Raw genomic sequence first — 18,647 nt, 5'->3', positions numbered from 1 at the left:
AAATAACTACGGCAAACCAAATGCGTACTGCAGCAAAAATACCTCTTACAGAATATAGTGCCTGCTAAACCGCAACCATCTGCCCTTATAAGGAGGCCTGCTGTAGTAATTGCACTGCAAGCCCTCGCAACATTTGCCATTCTGGGTACCGCCCTGCCGCTTTTGCATTCGCAGGAATGGTATGTGCGCGTGTTCGATTACCCTCGTCTGCAGCTTTTTGCGCTGGCTATAGTTTGTTTACCACTTTATATCTGGCTGGCCCCAAGGCACCGCAAACGCGACAAATTCTTGCTGGCAGCGCTCTTAATCACCATTATTTACCAGGCTGTCAATATCTATCCGTACACTTTTCTGGCCCCCAAAGAGGTAAAAGACGCTGACAGAAAAACACACCCAAATTCCTGGGTTAGCCTACTGGTCTCTAATGTGCTCATGGACAACCAGGAACACGAGAAACTCATCGCGCTTATTCAGAAGCAGAAACCCGACATAGTGTTGTTACTCGAGTCTGATTCTGTGTGGCAGCAGGCCCTTACGCCGGTTACAAAACATTACCCTTACCGTGTAGAGATTCCGCTTGAAAACACCTATGGCATGCACCTGTACAGCCGCCTGCCGTTGCGCCAGCAAAAAGTAAGTTACCTGCTCGATAAGGATGTGCCCAATGTGAAGACGTTTGTCAGGCTTCGTAATGGTGTTTGGGTAGAACTGCATGCCGTGCATCCCAAGCCGCCCGTACCCACCGAGGACCCTACTTCAGAAAGGCGTGATGCTGAGATCGTGATGATTGCCCGCGACATTGCCAACTCAAAATACCCGGTAATTGTAGCCGGCGATTTTAACGATGTGGCCTGGTCGCGCACCACAGAGCTGTTTCAAGAGGTAAGCGGCCTGCTGGACCCACGACTCGGACGGGGCTTTTACAATACGTTTAATGTAAACTACTTTTTCCTGCGCTGGCCTTTGGACCACATCTTTCACTCGACACATTTTAAAGTTGAAAGCATCAAAAGGCTGACAGACATTGGCTCAGACCACTTTCCGATCTATATCAGGTTAAGCTTTGCCCCTGAAAACAAGTATGAACAGGAAGAGCCCGAAGCCGATAAACAAACCCAGGAAGAAGCAAGCGAACTGATTGAGGAAGGCAAAGAAGAAGCAGTAGAAGAAAACGCCAAACAACAGTAGGTTACTTGCGCCATACCCCATCCGGCATTATCACCGCATCCAGCGGCACATCAAACGGGTTGGGATCGGCTATAGTTTCTACGGGCGGCTCCAGCGACAACCCTACTTTCAGCACGTCAGGGCGGCAGTCGGCCAGGAAGCGGTCGTAGAAGCCTTTGCCGTAGCCAACGCGGTGACCAACTGTATCAAAAGCCAGCAAAGGGATCAACACAATGTCTACTTCAGGTGCTAATATGTGCTGTGCATTTTGCGGCTCTGGTATTCCCCACGGGTTTTCGATTAAAATGGCGTCGTCGGTGAGGTGGTGGTGCGTCAGGATGTTCTGCTCCACATCGGTTACGGGCACAGCTACACGCACTTCGGGGTGCTCCAGTCGCAGGCGCTCAATGATAGGCCAGGTATTTACTTCGTTGTTTTTTACGATTGGCAGAAATACGTGTACCGTTTGGCCGGGCTGTAGCTTGAAAGTGGCAAAAAACTGATCCGCTATTGCTTTGCTTCGGTGCTGTACTTCTTCCGAAGGCAGGGCACGTCGCTTTTGCAGCATCAGTTTCCGTAATTCCGCTTTCTGCATTACTCTTCTTCCAGTATCGTAAATTTAAACTCCAGTGGTTCAAAGGCATCAACAAGTGCCGGTATAAAGTCCGGGTTATTGGCCTGTATAGAAAGCAGGTTGTCGTGACGCTCCTGCAGGCCACCGCCCGGGAACAGCTTCTCCTTCAGGTTCTCTAACTGCTTAAAGGTTTGCTCGTGCTTGCTGTCGCGTGCTTTGGAGAGCTTTTTCTCCAGTATATGCAGCGCATTATGGGCTTTCTGCTCTTCTGCGGCAACGGCTTTTACCAGTGTCGGGTCTATCGTTTGGGCCAGTTTCTCTACTTCTTTAAAGGCTGCATCTATAGTTTGGCGCTGTGCTTCCAGGGTAATTTCTTCGTCGTGCAGCTGCCCAGACAATTGTTTCTTCAGCTCCAGGTATGGTTTAAAAAGCTCTTCTGCGGTCAGGCCAAGTTTATGCATACGGCTGGCGTTGCCACGGTTTATGTACAGAGCCGAGTTGCGCAGCATCAGCACCGGGAAAGCCACTTTATAGTGCTCAAACACCTGCTTTAGCTGGAACCAGTACACCACTTCTGCCCCACCGCCAATATAGGCCAGGTTCGGTAATATCAGTTCTTCGTACAACGGGCGCAAAATCACGTTCGGGCTGAACTGCTCCGGGTGCTCTTTGGCTAACTGCAGTATTTCCTGTTGCGTGAAACTATAGTTTGTGTTCAGGACTTTATAGTTGCCGTTCTCTTCAACTATACGCTCACGCAGGTTATCCTCCAAATAAAACAGATTGATCTCGCGGGAATATACCTGCGGTTTGTAGCCGGCTTCCTCCAGTTGCGCACTTGTTGCCGACACCAGTTTATGCGACAGGTTTTCGGTCAGCTCTTTTTCAACTACAGGTGTCAGGGCTTTTTTCAGTTCTGCGTGGTCGCCGTCAATCGTTACCAAGCCGTATTCGCCAAACAAACTATGGGTAATGGCGCGGGTAGCATCGGCTAAGGTGTTGTTGTTGCGGTAAGCGTCTTCAAACACCGGGAATTCCTCCGGCAGCTCATCTAACAGTGTATCCATGCCATCAAGCGAAAATCTACCTACAGCGCCTTTCTGCTCGCTCTCCCATCTATAGCCTTTCCCGAACAAATTAAAGTGGTTGATCTCAGCAAAATCGTGGTCTTCGGTAGCCATCCAGTAAACCGGCACAAAGTTATAGTTGGGGTACTTCTCCTGCAGTTGCTTACAGGTATTTATGGCCGTTACGATCTTGTACACAAAGTATAGTGGACCTGTAAAGATGTTGAGCTGGTGACCGGTGGTGATGGTGTAGGTATTGGGCTGCAACAACAGATCCAGGTTCTGCTGCACCTTCGGGTTGATCTCCGACACAGAACTATATTGCTCCTGCAGGGCTTTGTGCAATACCTGCCTTTGCTCCTGGCCAAAGCCTTTCTCCTGCAGCTGGGCTTCAAACGCAGCTATCGTCGGGAAACGGTTGTAGAATGGTTTCAGCTTTTCGTTTTGGGAAAGGTAGTCTGCTATAGTTTGTGAGAAGGCGCCGGTGGCGGCATAATCCATCTTCGTGATCTTCATTGTTGTTACTTCCATCAATACAGGAGTTCTTGTATAGCTACTTTAACAGCTTTATCGGGTTTGTGTTTCAGGTAAACTATAGTTTACCGCCCACGCCACAAAGTACGGCTTTTATTTATTTGTCTGAATCAGGATTTACAGGATTTTAGGATTAGCAGGATTTCTATAGTTAGAAAATAGGCTGAAGCTATACATTTATAGTTTTGGTCGTATATCAACCCATGCAATTAGATGATATAACGTTCAGAATTATAGGCTGCGCTATGAAAGTGCATAATACGATGGGTAATGGCTTTCAGGAAGTTATTTATCAGCGCTGTTTAGCTATTGAAATGGAATTGGCCGGATTAGGCTTTGAGCGAGAGAAAGACCAAACGATATACTATAACAACATAGAAGAAGGTAACAGAAGAGCTGATTTTATAGTTGAGAATAATATTGTGGTTGAACTAAAAGCGATAATTGCTTTAGAAGATGTACATTTAGCACAGGCCAAGAATTATGTTTTTGCTTACAATCTACCAATTGGCCTTCTTATTAATTTTGGAGCAAGCAGCTTGCAACACAAAAAGATATTCAACAGCAGGTACAAAGGGAAATAAGAGCAGAACTTATCTCATTTTTTACTCTTGAAGGTAATCCTGTAAATCCTAAAATCCTGTAAATCCTGATTCAGACAAACCTTAAACTATAAAACTATGGGACTATTAAGCGGCCTGATGGGCCATGCATCCGAAGTATCAATTGAAAAACTAACCAACGAGTTTCAGCCGATTTTGCTGGATAACGAGCAGATAGAGAGAGCTTATAAACTTATCAGGGACATGCTGGTATTTACCAATAAACGCCTGATACTGGTAAACAAACAGGGCCTCACAGGCTCTAAAGTGGATTACCAGAGCATACCGTACAGCAGCATAAAAATGTTCTCAAAAGAGACAGCCGGTATGATGGATTTTGATGCCGAGTTAAAGATCTGGCTGACCGGCGAATCGGCACCAACTATAAAACAGGATTTCCGGAAAGGCGATAATATAAACGAGGCTTACAAGGTGCTTAGCAAGTACGTACTAAAGTAGCCTTACATAAACTTAAGCCAGCTTTCAGCATCCTGTACCGAATCAAAGCCTTTAATAATACCGTTTTTCACCAGTTGTATGGCTCTGTCTGTAGACAGCTTACTGAAGTGGCTGTTGGCGTAAATAACGGCGTGGAAATTCAGACCTGCTGCCTCAGCGCGCGGGTGCCAGTCGTAGGCGCACCACTCTGCCAGGTCAGCCCACAGCCCCTGCACATCGTAGTGGTTATCGAGCAGTTTGTGGCAATACTCTTTTTTGAGATAGAACAGGATGCTCTCGTATCCCTGCTTAATTGTATCGTTTGTCAGTTCGCCATGCCACTCTGAATACACATAATCATCTATCGCATTGTATTCAATGGTAAGGTACTCTGTCTTAAGTAGGTTTATATGTCGCATGGTAAATTCAAGCTTTCGCCACCAGTTCAGGCACTTATGGTGTTGAAACGCTCAATTGTACTATAAATACAATTCTGAGCCGCACTTGTTCAAAAAATAAAAGGTATAAACTATAGCAGCTACAAATTAGCCACAGAAAAGCCGAATTACAAAATAAAAGTCCTTACCAGTCTGTACCGGTAAGGACTTTTATATAGTTAAGCGGTAGTTATTTACGCTACTACTTCACCGTAAAGGTCAAAATCAGAAGAGTCGATGATCTTTACATTGGCAAAATCACCTAAGCGTACATAGTTACTGTCGGCAGGTACCAGAACTTCGTTGTCTACTTCCGGTGAGTCGTATTGGGTACGGCCTACAAAATAACCACTCTCTTTGCGGTCGAACAGTACCTTGTAAGTATTGCCTACTTTTTCTTCGTTCAGCTCTACAGAAATGCCTTGCTGCAACTCCATAATGGCATCAGCACGCTCCTGCTTCACTTCGTCCGGCACATTGTCTTGCAACGTAAACGAGTGCGTGTTGTCTTCGTGCGAATAAGCAAAAATGCCCAGTCTGTCGAAACGCGTTTCTTCTACCCAATCGTATAGTTCTCTAAAATCCTGGTCTGTTTCGCCCGGGTGGCCTGCGATTAATGTAGTTCTCAAAGCAATGTCCGGCACGCGCTGGCGGATCTGATCTACCAGCTCAATGGTTCTGCGCTTGCTGATACCGCGGCGCATGGTCTTCAGCATGTTATCCGAGATGTGCTGCAACGGCATATCCAGGTATTTGCAGATATTGTCGCGCTCGTTCATCACATCAAACACTTCCATCGGGAACTGAGACGGGTAGGCATACTGCATCCTGATCCATTCAATTCCTCCCACATCCGAAAGGTTACGAAGCAAATCAGCCAGCTTGCGCTCGCCGTAGTGCTGTAAACCGTAGTATGTCAGGTCCTGAGCAATCAGTATAAGCTCTTTTGTTCCCATCCCTGCCAGGCGCTTCGCTTCTTTTACTAAGTCTTCAATAGGGCGATCAACGTGTTTGCCACGCATTAACGGTATCGCACAGAACGAGCATGGGCGGTTACAGCCTTCGGCAATTTTAAAATATGCGTAATGCGATGGTGTGGTTAGCAAACGCTCCCCGATCAACTCATGCTTATAGTCTGCTTCCAGTGTCTTCAGTAAACGCGGTAACTCCAGTGTACCAAAGTAAGCATCTACCTGCGGAATCTCGGCTTCCAGAGAGTCTTTGTAGCGCTGCGAAAGGCAACCGGTTACGTATAGTTTGTCTATCTGGCCAGCTTCTTTGGCATCGGCGTAACGCAGAATAGTGTCTATTGATTCCTGCTTGGCATTATCTATAAAGCCGCAGGTGTTCACGATAATGATGTTCGAATCATCTTTGTCAGACTCGTGCGCCACTTCAAACTCGTTGGCACGCAGCTGCCCCATCAGTACTTCCGAATCTACCAGGTTTTTAGAGCAACCCAGCGTGATCACGTTTACCTTATCTCTCTTTAAGCTTCTTACTTTCACGTATTAATAACTTGCTTGGTAATTTATCAGGAACTCTATAGTTGTCACTTCGCCCTTCTTCACTTCAACCGGGAAAATGTTCATTTCCCCATCAAATAAGTTGGCATATAAGCCCTTCTCTTCTTTTGTAAAAAGGCTATACTTGCCGGGCTCCAGCGCAACAGAAAAGTTTCCGTTAGCATCTGTAACAACCTGAGCGACTAAATTAGTTTGAATGTTGGTGTGAAAAACACCGTCTTGTGTGGTAACCTGGTTCGCGTTGGTCAGCTCGTAGATATAAACCGTACGCTCCACGCCACGCTTATTATCAGTTGGCGGCGCATCCGGCGATGGCATCTGGTTACCAGCCTGCCATAAAATGCGACCGGTTATACCTTGTTTTATAATTGCCTGGCTTTGCTGCACCTGCGTATTTTCAGGTTGTGTTATAGTTCCTGTTTCTGAAGCTGTAGTTGCTTTGCCCTGCTTGCTACCGCAGCAGGCTGCTAATGTTAGCAGCACCAAAAACAGTATACCCTTCATAACTATAGTTTACTTCTTACGCGAGAAGAACGACTCCACAAACTGCTGCTTATCAAACAACTGCAGGTCTTCAATTTTCTCACCCACGCCAATATACTTCACCGGAATCTTAAACTCATCCGAAATACCGATCACAACGCCGCCCTTCGCTGTGCCATCCAGTTTGGTAATGGCCAGGGCCGTAACATCGGTCGCTTTGGTAAACTCACGGGCTTGAATCAGGGCGTTCTGACCTGTGCTGCCATCCAATACCAACAATACTTCGTGCGGGGTATCTTCTGTTACCTTCTGCATCACGCGCTTTATCTTCGAAAGCTCGTTCATCAAACCAACTTTGTTATGCAGTCGGCCGGCCGTGTCAATGATCACTACATCAGCACCAATCTCTACACCCTTCTTCACAGCATCGTAAGCCACCGAAGCAGGGTCGGTGTTCATGCCATGCGATATAACCGGCACACCTACACGCTCGCCCCAGATGATCAACTGATCAACAGCGGCGGCACGGAAGGTATCGGCAGCGCCAAGCACTACTTTTTTACCAGCCTTGTGGAATTGCGCAGCCAGCTTACCAATCGTTGTAGTTTTACCTACACCGTTCACGCCCACCACCATAATCACGTATGGCTTTATGCCGGCTGGCAGATCGAAATTCGCTCCGTCTCCGGCGCGGTTCTCTTCCAGCAGGGCAGCAATCTCTTCACGCAGAATTTTGTCCAGCTCCGATGTATTTACATACTTGTCGCGGGCAACACGCTTCTCAATGCGGTCGATGATCTTTACCGTCGTCTCTACCCCTACATCAGCATGCACCAGAATTTCTTCCAGTTCATCCAGCACTTCTACATCAACCGTAGATTTACCGATAACGGCTTTGCTCAGTTGGCCAAAAAAGCTGTCTTTGGTTTTCTCCAGCCCTTTGTCCAGCGATTCCTTTTTCTTCTCTTTACTGAAAAAGTCAAAAATTCCCATGCTGCTATAGTTGTTGGGTAAGCTTTTGCGATGAAACGGTAATATACTAAAAAAGTCCCAATGCAGGGACTTCTTCGTGTTATCTATCTAAATAGTAGAGTAGGCTTGTATTACTTTGCAAGAACTTCCTGCACTTTATCAACAGGAACCATTTCTTCTTTAAAGCTATAAGCACCAGTTTTTGGCGACTTAACGGCTTTGATCACTTTTGCCCAGTCTTTACCTGTGGCGGTCTTTAGGGTTGCAACTACCTTCTTAGCCATGGTTATTTAATTTCTTTATGTACAGTTACTTTTTTCAACACCGGGTTATACTTCTTAAGCTCTAAACGCTCAGCCGTATTCTTTCTGTTTTTGGTAGTGATGTACCTTGAAGTTCCAGGCAGGCCAGTAGCTTTGTGCTCTGTGCATTCCATAATAACCTGGATTCTATTACCTTTTGCTTTTTTAGCCATCTCTCTAGTAATTTTTTATTTGGGACTGCAAATATAGAATCTTAAATTCTTAACTACAAACAAACTATAAATTTTATTGTAAAGTTCATCGGTAGATAAGTTGAATAAGCTTACTACTTTATCTCCGGAAGCACAAAATCATCTAACGCACTAGGTTGCGCCATCATTTGCTCAATGTCGGCTACGGTGCGGGGCGCTAGTTTAGAAAGGGTTTCCCAGCCTTTTTCGGTGATCAGGATATCGTCTTCGATGCGCACGCCTATGCCCCACCATTTTTTGTCGCAAGGGCTGCCGTCGGGTATATAAATGCCGGGCTCTACAGTAATAACAGTGTTGGGTTTGAATGGGCCATAAGTTCCGGGGTCGTGTACATCCAGGCCAAGATAATGCGACGTGCCGTGTGGGAAATAACGGCGCGCTTCTGATTTGTTTTTGATGATGCCCAGCTTCACCAGGCCTTCGGCAATCACTTCCTGCGCAGCCTGGCCAGGTGCACCAAACTGGTTGCCTACTTTGCACTGCGCAAAAGCGGCATCCTGTGCCTTCAGCACCAGTTCGTAAATGGCTTTTTGCTCCGGAGAGAATTTGCCATTGGCTGGTATAGTTCGGGTAACGTCGGCGGTGTAGCCTTTGTATTCTGCGCCCACATCCATCAGCACCAGTTCATTGTTGGCTATAGTTGGTTTGGCACTTTCGATGTAATGCAGCACACAACCATTGTTACCAGCCCCAACTATAGATGGGTAGCCTACAAACTGAGCGCCATACTTATTATGCACAAACTCATGCAAGCCCTGCAACTCCATCTCCGACATGCCCGGTTTCATGGCCTTCATCACTTCTATCTGCCCCTGCGCCGAAATGGTGATGGCTTTACGCAGCAATTCCAGTTCCTCCGGAGTTTTCTGCTCCCGTAGCTGGGCCATTACTATTTCCAGGCCTTTTACATCGGTTGGAGCTTTCTTAGCCTTAAACTGTTCCAACAAACTATACAGATCAGCATCATCGCGTTCGTCGTCGCGCACATCGGTGGGCAGCGGTTTGGCAAATACCTGCGTAAGGTTGGCTTTGTTAAGATAGGATTTGAAAGCGGTGTTGGGTTGTGCGGCAATGCCTAAAGCTGTAGCGGTACCATCTACGCCCAGGCGCCTGCCGTTCCATTGCTCGGCACGCGGGTCGTTGGGCTGCACAAACAGCAGGTCGTGTATCTGTTTGCCGTCTATAGCTTGCGGCTCGGCAAAAACTATAAGCACCGCGTTTGGCTCGGTGTAACCGGTCAGGTAATAGAAATCGGGATCCTGATGATAGTAGTGGTCTACATCATTGGCGCGATTGCGAACGGGCGCAGCAAAAAAAACAGCAACGGAGCGAGCTGGTAACTGCTTACGCAGTTGCTCTCTCCGTTGCCGGTGAAATTCTTTATCTAAAGTATCAGATGGCTTGTCCGGGGTGATGCGCGACTGTGCGGTGGCAGCTGTTATAGTTGCCCAAACCAGCAGCACGCATAGCCGGAAGGCGGCCATTAGTACAGGATATAGCCTTGCTCTACTGCTTTCTTAAGTACAGCTGAGATACCATTCTTGTTGATAGTTCTCAGAGCTGAAGTAGAAACTTTAAGTGTGATCCAAGCATCTTCTTCAGGTACATAGAAACGCTTCTTCTGAAGGTTTGGATAGAATCTACGCTTTGTTTTATTGTTAGCGTGTGATACGTTATTTCCTACTTGAGGTCTTTTACCGGTTAGGTCGCAAACTCGTGCCATCTTGTATTATCTTCTAAATTATTTCAATAGGGGTGCAAATATCTGCAAAATGATACACAATGTCAAAAACATAGCGAACATTTTTACTAAAACTGCCTGGGCGCTGCGTTAACCGCGTTTATTCTGCTGTGCAGCCTGCTTCTTTTTAAAACCATACGGGCAATGGCGGCAACCACTCTGGCAGCAATAGCCGCGTTTTAAGTGGTACTTTGCCGTAAAAACCATCAGGCCCTGCTCGTTCAGGTAATAGTCCTCTCCTTCTTTCAGCGGCTGCATCGGGTGCAAATATCTGCAAATAAGCTGCATTCGCCAAATTAATACTTACCAGTACTGCGCTCCGGTTTTGTTTGAGGCGGGCTTTTGCTACATTTACAACTATAAACTATATTTTATGTAAAAGTATAGTGGCAAAGGTATACCTGCGCCTAATATCAGAGCTTACGTTAAAAACTATGAACACACAGACCATTTCTTCGAGCCAGGAAGCTATCGATATCGAGCATAAATATGGTGCTCATAACTACCACCCACTGCCTGTAGTGCTTAACCGCGGCGAAGGCGTGCACCTTTGGGATGTAGAAGGCAAGCATTACTATGATTTTCTGTCGGCCTATAGTGCCGTGAACCAGGGCCACTGCCACCCGCGCATCATTAATGCCCTGACCGAGCAGGCACAGCAGCTTACGCTTACATCCAGGGCGTTTTACAACGACAAGCTGGGTGTGGCTGAGAAATATATCTGTGAGTTCTTTGGTTACGACAAAGCGCTTTACATGAACTCGGGTGCCGAAGCTGTGGAAACGGCCATTAAACTGGCGCGCAAATGGGGTTATACCAAAAAGGGCCTTGCTCCAAACTCCGCTGAGATCATTGTGGTGGAGCATAACTTCCATGGTCGTACCACCGGCATCATCTCTTTCTCTACCGACCCGGATTCTACCAAAGGCTTCGGCCCCTACATGCCGGGCTACAAGGTAATACCTTACAACGATACTGATGCCCTCGAACTGGCCCTGAAAGAGAACCCGAATGTGTGTGGATTTTTAGTAGAGCCGATACAAGGCGAAGCCGGTGTAATGGTACCCGACGAAGGTTACCTGGCCAAGTGCCACGCGCTTTGCAAGGAGTATGACGTGCTATTTATTACCGACGAAATACAGACTGGTATTGCCCGCACCGGCAAGCTGCTGGCTGGTTATTATGATGATGTAAAAGCCGACATACTGATACTTGGTAAAGCTTTATCGGGTGGAGTGTTGCCGGTATCGTGTGTGCTGGCCAACGACGATATTATGCTGTGCATACAGCCTGGCGAGCACGGTTCTACGTTTGGCGGTAACCCATTAGCTGCAGCCGTGGCCATTGCCGCCCTTGAAGTAGTAAAAGACGAAAACCTGACCGACAATGCCATGTGCCTGGGCCACATCTTCCGGGAGCGTATGAACCAGATAAAAGTGCAGCGCCCGGAACTGGTAACTATAGTTCGTGGTCGTGGTTTGTTGAATGCGGTGGTAATTGAACCGACTGTAGATGGCCGCACTGCCTGGGATGTTTGTGTGGAGTTAATGAATAAAGGCCTACTGGCCAAACCAACCCACGGCGACATCATCCGTTTTGCCCCGCCACTGGTTATTACAGAAGAGCAATTAAATGAGTGCTGCGATATTATAGAATCGGTGTTGCTGAGCTTTTAAGCAACTATAAAACTATAAACTATAGAAAGGCGGTGTGTAAACATCGCCTTTTTTTGTACTCGTTTCGGAAACAAGTAAATTGCTAAGCTTTACACAACTTATTATGCTATAATGACAAACTTTTTACTTAAGCTTCGCTTACTTTTTCTCCCTTTCATCTGCTGGGCAATTGGTTTTACCTGTATCTACACGTTTCTGCATTGGTTACTGATCATTAAAGCAGAACTGATAACATTACACGAAGTCACTATCCATTTTGGTTTACCAGTTGTTTTCACAGGCCTTTTTGTATTCCTGTTCCTGCGTAAGCGCCTGAAAATGCTCCGTTTAAAAACCAAAACCGGCGATCTGCCTACTTTATTTTTGCTTATTGCCTGGATAGCATTATCGATACCTGTAATAATAGCCCAGAAATATATTATTACAGCAACAGGAAGCTTAACAGAGCTGCACAACATATCAGACTTAAGCCTGCAGAGTAAGTCAAAGTACTACAGTCTGCAGAATTACCATATTGATAAGAAAAGATACATACCTTACTCATCATCAGAGACAAGCGGAAAACACAACAACGATCTGATCTTTTATTTACATGTTGTTTTACCTATTATTGACTCACAAGCTGACACATCATACGCTACTCCTGTCAAGGCTTGGCTGGGCATAAACTTTTCCAAGAAAGTCAGCAACAGGTTATCCCCCGGAGAAAAAGAAGCTGCCTACCAGGAGTTTATGAAAGATACCTGGCAGAAGTTTGTAACAACAGATCTACACCAGTTTAAATACCTTGACCGAATTGGCAGCAGCTATGATCTGGACAAGTACAAGCAAGCAATTGAACAGTCAAACTATAGATCAGCTTCAACTGAGGAGCCGGTAATACTGGTAGCGGTACACGAGCCCTACGCAGCACGCAATGGCAGCAAGCTTTTCTGGTTCTTCACTACATTGGGAATTATCTCCGCAGTATGGTTACTCATGATTTCAATACCCGGGTTAAACATGCCTGCAGTGCGCCTTCACCAAAAAGGCAAGAAGCTAAAAGACAACGAGCTAAAAGATCTTATCGATATTTTCACACCTAAAGAAGGTTATCTGATAACACCGGTCTTGTTAATTGTAAACGTCCTGGTGTTTGCCTGTATGGTTATAGCAGGGTTAGGCTTTATTTCTTTTGAGAGCTATGACCTATATAACTGGGGAGGAAATATGCGTCCGGCGGTAGTTACCGACGGAGAATGGTGGCGTTTGCTGACGAATATTTTCTTGCATGGTGGTTTGATGCACCTGCTTATGAATATAGTTGCGCTGCTTTTTGTGGCTCCTTTGTTAGAAGCTATGTTAGGCAAGTATAAGTTCACGTTCCTTTATCTGCTATCAGGAATAATGGCAAGCCTGGCCAGTATTATGTGGTACAGTGCAACTGTCAGTATCGGTGCATCAGGAGCCATATTTGGTTTATACGGATTCCTTTTGGTGCTTTTGATCACTAAAGTATTCCATAAAAGCATTAATAAGTCGCTTCTGATCAGTGCCGGAATTTTTATAGCTATAAATTTAGCGATGGGACTTACTGGTGGTATTGATAATGCAGCGCATATAGGTGGCCTTATGACCGGAATTATACTTGGTTTTGGCTACTACATTTCTATCTATGGCCAGTTAGATGATGAAGTTGCCGAAGAAGAACCTGAAGAAATGATTTCGGCCTGACCAATAAACTATAAAAGCGGCGCTACGGTGTCGCTTTTATAGTTTATGAACAAACGGTTGCCAATCCTTGTTTTTTGTACTGCAGCAGGATTAAAACAATTTAACAATTCAACAATCAGCATTTAACTCGTACCTTTGCAGCACCTTGATTTACAAGCTTTTTATATTTTTCAGATATAGATATGATAACCAGAAGACCGCGTCGTAACCGACAAAGCGAAGTTATCCGGAACATGGTAGCCGAGACTACCCTGGGACTGAACGACTTCATTTTTCCCCTATTTATCATCGAAGGCCAGAACCAGAAAGCAGGCATCCACTCCATGCCGGGCATCAACCGCTACTCCATCGATACCCTTTTAGAAGAAGTGAACAGCTGCGTGGAGCTTGGCATAAAGGCTTTTGCCCCATTTGCCAGCATACCAGAACAGTTAAAAGACAGAACCGCCACCGAAAGCTATAACCCCGAAGGCCTGTTCCCGAGAGCGATCCGCGAGATCAAAAAGAATTTCCCGGATGTAGTGCTGATGACCGACGTTGCCCTGGACCCTTATAGTTCGGATGGCCACGATGGCATTGTAGAGAATGGCGAAATCCTGAACGATGAAACACTGGAAGTATTAGGCAAAATGGCGCTGGTACAGGCGCAGGCCGGTGCCGATATAGTTGGTCCTTCAGATATGATGGATGGCCGCGTGGCACACATCCGCAAAGTGCTGGACGAGAACGGCTTCCAGAAAACAGGTATCATGAGCTACACTGCCAAGTATGCCAGCTCGTTCTACGGCCCATTCCGCGATGCCCTGGACTCGGCTCCTAAAAAAGGCGACAAGAAAACCTACCAGATGAACTTTGCCAACAGCCGCGAAGCCCTGATAGAAGCCGAACTGGACACGGCCGAAGGGGCAGACTTCCTGATGGTTAAACCTGCCCTGGCTTACCTGGACGTAATTAAGTTGCTGCGCGATAACTCCAATTTACCGATTGCGGCCTACAACATCAGCGGCGAATACGCCATGGTAAAAGCAGCTGCCCAAAACGGCTGGATAGACGGCGAAAAAGCAATGGTAGAAGTACTGACCAGCATTAAACGTGCGGGCGCCGATGTGATCCTGACCTATTTTGCTAAGGAATACGCCCAGCTTATCCGCAGATAAACTGATTTAAATATTGAACTATAAAAAGCACCGGCCAGCGTCGGTGCTTTTTTGTTTCTGCCTTGCTGGTTTTCAATGTTATAACTCCAAATAATAAATTATACCTAATCCGGAACGACTTTGGCTTTATAAAGCTTTTTAATGTAATTTAGAAGCATACAACTACAACTTTTACCTTTTATGAGAAGATGGAGCCTTTGGCTCGCTGTACTTGGCCTGACAGCGAGCACCACGGCATTTGCCCAGCGGACCGAACTGCGGGCAAACAAACAGGAGTTAAGCAGATTTGCTTCGGCGGTAGCAAAAGATTATAAAGCCAGTAGAAATAAGGCCCTTAAACTGGCCAAAAAGAACGACTGGGTAATAGAAAAAACTTTCTCCGACGGAAGCCGCATCTCGTTGCAGGGCATCGATGCCCAGGGAATGCCCATCTACTACATTACCTATAACAACACACGTGCAGCCGCTACAGTAGGCACCGACCAGGTATGGGCCGGTGGATCCTTAGGGCTTGCCTTAAGTGGGGCAGGTGCCGCCGTAACCAACAAGCTTGGCGTATGGGATGGTGGCCGTGTGCGCCAGACACACCAGGAACTTAAAGGCCGTGTAACCCAGAAAGACAATCCATCTTCTAACGACGACCACGCTACCCACGTAGCGGGAACCATGATGGCGTCGGGCGTAAATCCGTCTGCCAAGGGCATGGCTTTTGGAAACAAAATGCTGATGGCCTATGATTTTAACGGCGACGTTTCGGAAATGGCAAGTGCTGCCGCAGGCCTGCTGGTATCTAACCACTCGTACGGCTCTATCAGTGGCTGGCGCTACAATCCAGATAAAAAAGGAACTGCAACCGACCCGTATTGGGAGTGGTGGGGACACCCCGACGTGAGCACCACCGAAGACTATAAATTCGGTTATTACGACAGCGGCGCTTCTGCCTGGGATAAGATCGCGTTCGATGCCCCTTATTACCTGATCGTAAAGTCGTCGGGTAACAACCGCTCTGAAAACGGCCCGCCCGTAGGGCAGCCTTTTTATCGTCGTACCAAATCCGGCTCGTTTGACCTGGTAGCTGCCCGCCCGGCCGATATGAGCAGCAACGATGGCTACGACATTATCTCGACAAGCGGAACAGCTAAGAATATCCTGACGGTGGGCGCTGTAAACCCGATCCCTGCCGGCTATAGTTCGCCTACCGATGTGCAGATCTCTACTTTCAGCAGCTGGGGACCGACTGACGATGGACGTATAAAACCAGATATCGTTGGAAACGGCGTGCAGGTAATGTCGTCGGTAGCTACCGGAGATGACAGCTATGGCATTTTCAGTGGTACTTCCATGTCGTCGCCCAACGTATCGGGCTCGCTTTTGCTGCTGCAGGAGCATTATGCCAACCTGATGAATGGCAACGTAATGCGCGCTGCCACCCTGAAAGGCCTTGCGATCCACACCGCTGATGAGGCCGGCACCTCCGTAGGCCCCGATTACATTTATGGCTGGGGACTACTGAACATGGGCCGCGCCGCAACACTTATTTCTGAATTTAAACGAGGATCAAACCCTATATACAAACATTTACTCGAAGAGCGGCAGTTAGCGCAGGACCAGACCCAAACAATAGACGTAGTGGCATCCGGTGCAGGCCCGCTAAAAGTTACTATTGCCTGGACAGATCCTGAGGCCGCCGTGATAAGCAGTTTATCAAGTGTGCTGAACAACCGCACCCCGCGCCTGGTAAACGACCTGGACGTGCAGGTGCTGCATAATGGCAAAACCTACCAGGCCTGGACCCTGAACCCGGCGAACCCTGCGGCGGCAGCTGTGCCCGGCAACAACACCCTGGATAACGTGGAGCAGGTATACATTGCCAATGCAGTGCCCGGCGAAACCTATAGTATAAAAGTGAGCCACAAAGGCTTCCTGGCAAAAGGCCCGCAGGCGTTCTCGATGCTTGCCAGTGGCGTAGGCGGCAACGTGTACTGCACATCCGTACCAACTTCAGATCAGGGAACTTATATCCAGAGCATCGCGATCAATAATGCGCCCCTTTCACCGGCCCGTGCAGCCGGCTGTGCCGCTTACACCAACTATACTGAGCACATGTTCGCTATAGAGCCTGCCCAGAGCAAAACCATTACCATACAGCCGGCCACCTGCACTACACAGGCTCCTAAAATAGCCAAGGTGTTTATCGACTGGAATGCGAACGGAAGCTTTGCAGATGCCAACGAACTGGTAGCTGTATCAGGAGTGGTAACCGATAATACTGCCATTACAGCAACTATAACCGCCCCGGATGGCATGGCACTGGATCATAAAGTGCGTATGCGCGTTATCCTGGCCGAAACCACCGATGCAGCAACAATAAGCCCTTGCGGTAACTATAGCGCAGGCGAAACCCAGGATTATGTGGTACAACTTGCAAAACCAGCCCGCGAGCTTGCAACCTTAAGCGTAGAGCCGGTAAATGAGCTGGTATGCGCCAATCCATCGCAGGCGGTGCGTGTAAAGATCCGTAACAACGGGGCTGCTGAGCAGAGCAACATACCGGTAAAAGTAACAGTGCTTAAGAACGGGGCGTCATTTACGCAACTATCCGGCACTTACAGAGGCATACTTCTGCCATCGCGCACAGCCGAACTGGTGCTTACTTCATTTGCTACAGAGGCAGGCGCTACTTACACAATTACAGCCGAAGTACTGCTACCGAACGATGTAGTGGCTGGCAACAACAAAGCGAGCTATACATTAGCTGTCAGCCAGGGCAACGCTGCTCCGCAGGCTTCTATTTTCAGATGCGGTCATGACCCGAACTACTCGTTTGTTGGTTCCGGTAACGGTACCGTGTTCTGGTATAAATCTGCCACCGATACCAGCCCGGTAGCTGCCGGGAACGAGCTGCTGGTGCCGGAAGCCAAGGTAAGTACAACTATGTATGCCGCCCTTAACGACCTGGACCTGAATGTAGGGATTAAAACCAAATCGGCGCTTAACAGTGGCGGCTACAACCAGTTTACGCCGGATGTTTTTGTGAAGACACACGCCCCGGTAATTATGGAAAGTGCCCGTTTGTACATTGGCAACAGCGGCAAGATCACGTTCACGGTTTATAATAAGGATAATGTAGAGGTATCGAAGAGGGTGCTGGATGTTACTGCAACCCGTAACGTTCCGCTGCCGGGCAATATTCCGGATGACCCGAATGATAAAGGTGAAGTGTATTTCCTTGGCCTGGAACTGCCTGCTGCCGGCGATTACCGCATTGCTATCTCTTACGACAATGATGCGACCATCTATAGAAACAACCAGTCGCAGGTAGTGTACCCGATGGGTGTGAATGGTGTGTTTACCATAACCGGCAACTCGGCATCACCTGATTCAGATACCTATTATTACTACTTCTACGACCTGAAAGTAAAAGCCCTTGGTTGCAAAAGCGAGCGTGTAGCCGTGCAGGTAAAAGGTGCCGAACCGCTGGCACAACCTGTAATTACGCGCACCGGCCACACCCTGTACTCCAGCGCGGCCGAAGGCAACCAGTGGTACCTGAATGGCCAAGCTATACCAGACGCTACAGGCAAGGAATATACCCCGACAAAAAGCGGTGATTACTCGGTAGTAGTAGGGAAAGACGGATGCGTATCGGAGAATGCCCAGGCGTTTACCTTTGACTACGAAGAAGGCCTGCCGTTAGGGAAAGAGTTTATAGTTTACCCTAACCCAAGTGCAGGTGAGTTTACATTAAAAGGAGAAGTAGCGCACGAGGATGTAGTGACCTTCACGGTGTACGACATGCTGGGGCACGAATTACGTAAAGGTGATGTCAGCAACTTTAACGGGATATACAAAGCGCAGATAGACCTAAGCGGTGCTGCATCGGGCATGTACCTGTTACGCATCTACAAAAACAACGACGTTGTGGTAAAACGACTGGTTATACAGCATTAAAATAAACTATAGCACAACAAAAAAGGCTCTGATTTTTCAGAGCCTTTTTTGTTGTGCCTGATTGCCTCGCAAACTATAAGGGCCGGAGGCAGGCA

18 protein-coding genes are annotated in these 18,647 nt (G+C 47.4%); 7 read left to right on the top strand and 11 right to left on the bottom strand.

Annotated elements, in window-relative coordinates; translation table 11 throughout:
• Positions 1-57: 57 nt before the first annotated feature.
• Positions 58-1,188 (top strand): endonuclease/exonuclease/phosphatase family protein, encoded by a 1,131-nt coding sequence (locus H7F15_RS02220; protein WP_185195308.1) that lies wholly within the window; start codon positions 58-60, stop codon positions 1,186-1,188.
• Between the two features lies 1 nt (position 1,189).
• Here the strand turns inward: H7F15_RS02220 and H7F15_RS02215 are convergent, their stop codons facing one another.
• Together H7F15_RS02215 and bshC are read right to left on the bottom strand one after the other, a co-directional pair.
• A complete protein-coding gene (locus tag H7F15_RS02215) occupies positions 1,190-1,762 on the bottom strand; it encodes a 5-formyltetrahydrofolate cyclo-ligase (RefSeq protein WP_185195307.1) in 573 nt (190 codons plus the stop codon).
• Positions 1,762-3,339, bottom strand: a complete 1,578-nt coding sequence (gene bshC / locus H7F15_RS02210; RefSeq protein ID WP_185195306.1) for a bacillithiol biosynthesis cysteine-adding enzyme BshC — start codon at positions 3,337-3,339, stop codon at positions 1,762-1,764. The genes H7F15_RS02215 and bshC overlap by 1 nt, the downstream gene beginning before the upstream one ends.
• 206 nt (positions 3,340-3,545) lie before the next feature.
• On the opposite strand from bshC, the gene H7F15_RS02205 reads away from it, so the two are divergent.
• Entirely contained in the window at positions 3,546-3,926 is a 381-nt protein-coding gene (locus H7F15_RS02205) for a GxxExxY protein (protein WP_185195305.1), read from the top strand.
• Positions 3,927-4,022: 96 nt separating this feature from the next.
• Positions 4,023-4,403: a PH domain-containing protein gene (locus H7F15_RS02200; protein ID WP_185195304.1), complete on the top strand. Its 381-nt coding sequence runs from the start codon at positions 4,023-4,025 to the stop codon at positions 4,401-4,403.
• A 2-nt stretch (positions 4,404-4,405) separates the two neighbouring features.
• On the opposite strand, the gene H7F15_RS02195 is transcribed toward H7F15_RS02200, so the two are convergent.
• The 9 genes from H7F15_RS02195 to H7F15_RS02155 form a co-directional block, all read right to left on the bottom strand.
• Positions 4,406-4,801, bottom strand: a complete 396-nt coding sequence (locus H7F15_RS02195) for a hypothetical protein (RefSeq protein WP_185195303.1) — start codon at positions 4,799-4,801, stop codon at positions 4,406-4,408.
• A 212-nt stretch (positions 4,802-5,013) separates the two neighbouring features.
• Entirely contained in the window at positions 5,014-6,327 is a 1,314-nt protein-coding gene (gene rimO, locus H7F15_RS02190; protein ID WP_185195302.1) for a 30S ribosomal protein S12 methylthiotransferase RimO, read from the bottom strand.
• A gap of 3 nt (positions 6,328-6,330) precedes the next feature.
• Positions 6,331-6,849, bottom strand: coding sequence for a carboxypeptidase-like regulatory domain-containing protein (locus H7F15_RS02185; protein ID WP_255481033.1), 519 nt, complete (start codon positions 6,847-6,849; stop codon positions 6,331-6,333).
• Positions 6,850-6,858: 9 nt separating this feature from the next.
• On the bottom strand, positions 6,859-7,821 hold the full coding sequence (gene ftsY, locus H7F15_RS02180; RefSeq protein WP_185195301.1) for a signal recognition particle-docking protein FtsY: 963 nt from the start codon (positions 7,819-7,821) through the stop codon (positions 6,859-6,861).
• A 110-nt stretch (positions 7,822-7,931) separates the two neighbouring features.
• Positions 7,932-8,084, bottom strand: coding sequence for a DUF4295 domain-containing protein (locus H7F15_RS02175; RefSeq protein ID WP_162346559.1), 153 nt, complete (start codon positions 8,082-8,084; stop codon positions 7,932-7,934).
• 2 nt (positions 8,085-8,086) lie between these two features.
• The gene (rpmG, locus tag H7F15_RS02170; protein ID WP_163910800.1) at positions 8,087-8,275 is read right to left on the bottom strand and encodes a 50S ribosomal protein L33; all 189 of its coding nucleotides are present in this window, start codon (positions 8,273-8,275) and stop codon (positions 8,087-8,089) included.
• A 113-nt stretch (positions 8,276-8,388) separates the two neighbouring features.
• Complete coding sequence (locus H7F15_RS02165; protein WP_185195300.1) at positions 8,389-9,798, bottom strand: aminopeptidase P N-terminal domain-containing protein; 1,410 nt, start codon at positions 9,796-9,798, stop codon at positions 8,389-8,391.
• The gene (gene rpmB, locus H7F15_RS02160) at positions 9,798-10,037 is read right to left on the bottom strand and encodes a 50S ribosomal protein L28 (RefSeq protein WP_185195299.1); all 240 of its coding nucleotides are present in this window, start codon (positions 10,035-10,037) and stop codon (positions 9,798-9,800) included. The genes H7F15_RS02165 and rpmB overlap by 1 nt, the downstream gene beginning before the upstream one ends.
• Positions 10,038-10,145: 108 nt before the next feature.
• Positions 10,146-10,313 (bottom strand): DUF5522 domain-containing protein, encoded by a 168-nt coding sequence (locus H7F15_RS02155; RefSeq protein WP_185195298.1) that lies wholly within the window; start codon positions 10,311-10,313, stop codon positions 10,146-10,148.
• A gap of 176 nt (positions 10,314-10,489) precedes the next feature.
• Here H7F15_RS02155 and rocD point away from each other — a divergent pair, with 176 nt between their 5' ends.
• The 4 genes from rocD to H7F15_RS02135 all read left to right on the top strand — a co-directional run bounded on the left by rocD (position 10,490) and on the right by H7F15_RS02135 (position 18,552).
• Complete coding sequence (gene rocD, locus H7F15_RS02150) at positions 10,490-11,731, top strand: ornithine--oxo-acid transaminase (RefSeq protein WP_185195297.1); 1,242 nt, start codon at positions 10,490-10,492, stop codon at positions 11,729-11,731.
• A 111-nt stretch (positions 11,732-11,842) separates the two neighbouring features.
• On the top strand, positions 11,843-13,444 hold the full coding sequence (locus tag H7F15_RS02145; protein WP_185195296.1) for a rhomboid family intramembrane serine protease: 1,602 nt from the start codon (positions 11,843-11,845) through the stop codon (positions 13,442-13,444).
• Between the two features lie 182 nt (positions 13,445-13,626).
• Complete coding sequence (gene hemB, locus H7F15_RS02140; RefSeq protein WP_185195295.1) at positions 13,627-14,601, top strand: porphobilinogen synthase; 975 nt, start codon at positions 13,627-13,629, stop codon at positions 14,599-14,601.
• A gap of 180 nt (positions 14,602-14,781) precedes the next feature.
• Entirely contained in the window at positions 14,782-18,552 is a 3,771-nt protein-coding gene (locus tag H7F15_RS02135) for a S8 family serine peptidase (protein ID WP_185195294.1), read from the top strand.
• The last annotated feature ends 95 nt before the right edge of the window (positions 18,553-18,647 follow it).

The sequence above is a fragment of the Pontibacter sp. Tf4 genome (assembly GCF_014212495.1).
Classification (GTDB): Bacteria; Bacteroidota; Bacteroidia; order Cytophagales; family Hymenobacteraceae; genus Pontibacter.
Note: the sequence above shows the minus strand (reverse complement) of the source record. Positions and strands in the feature narration are given on the sequence as shown.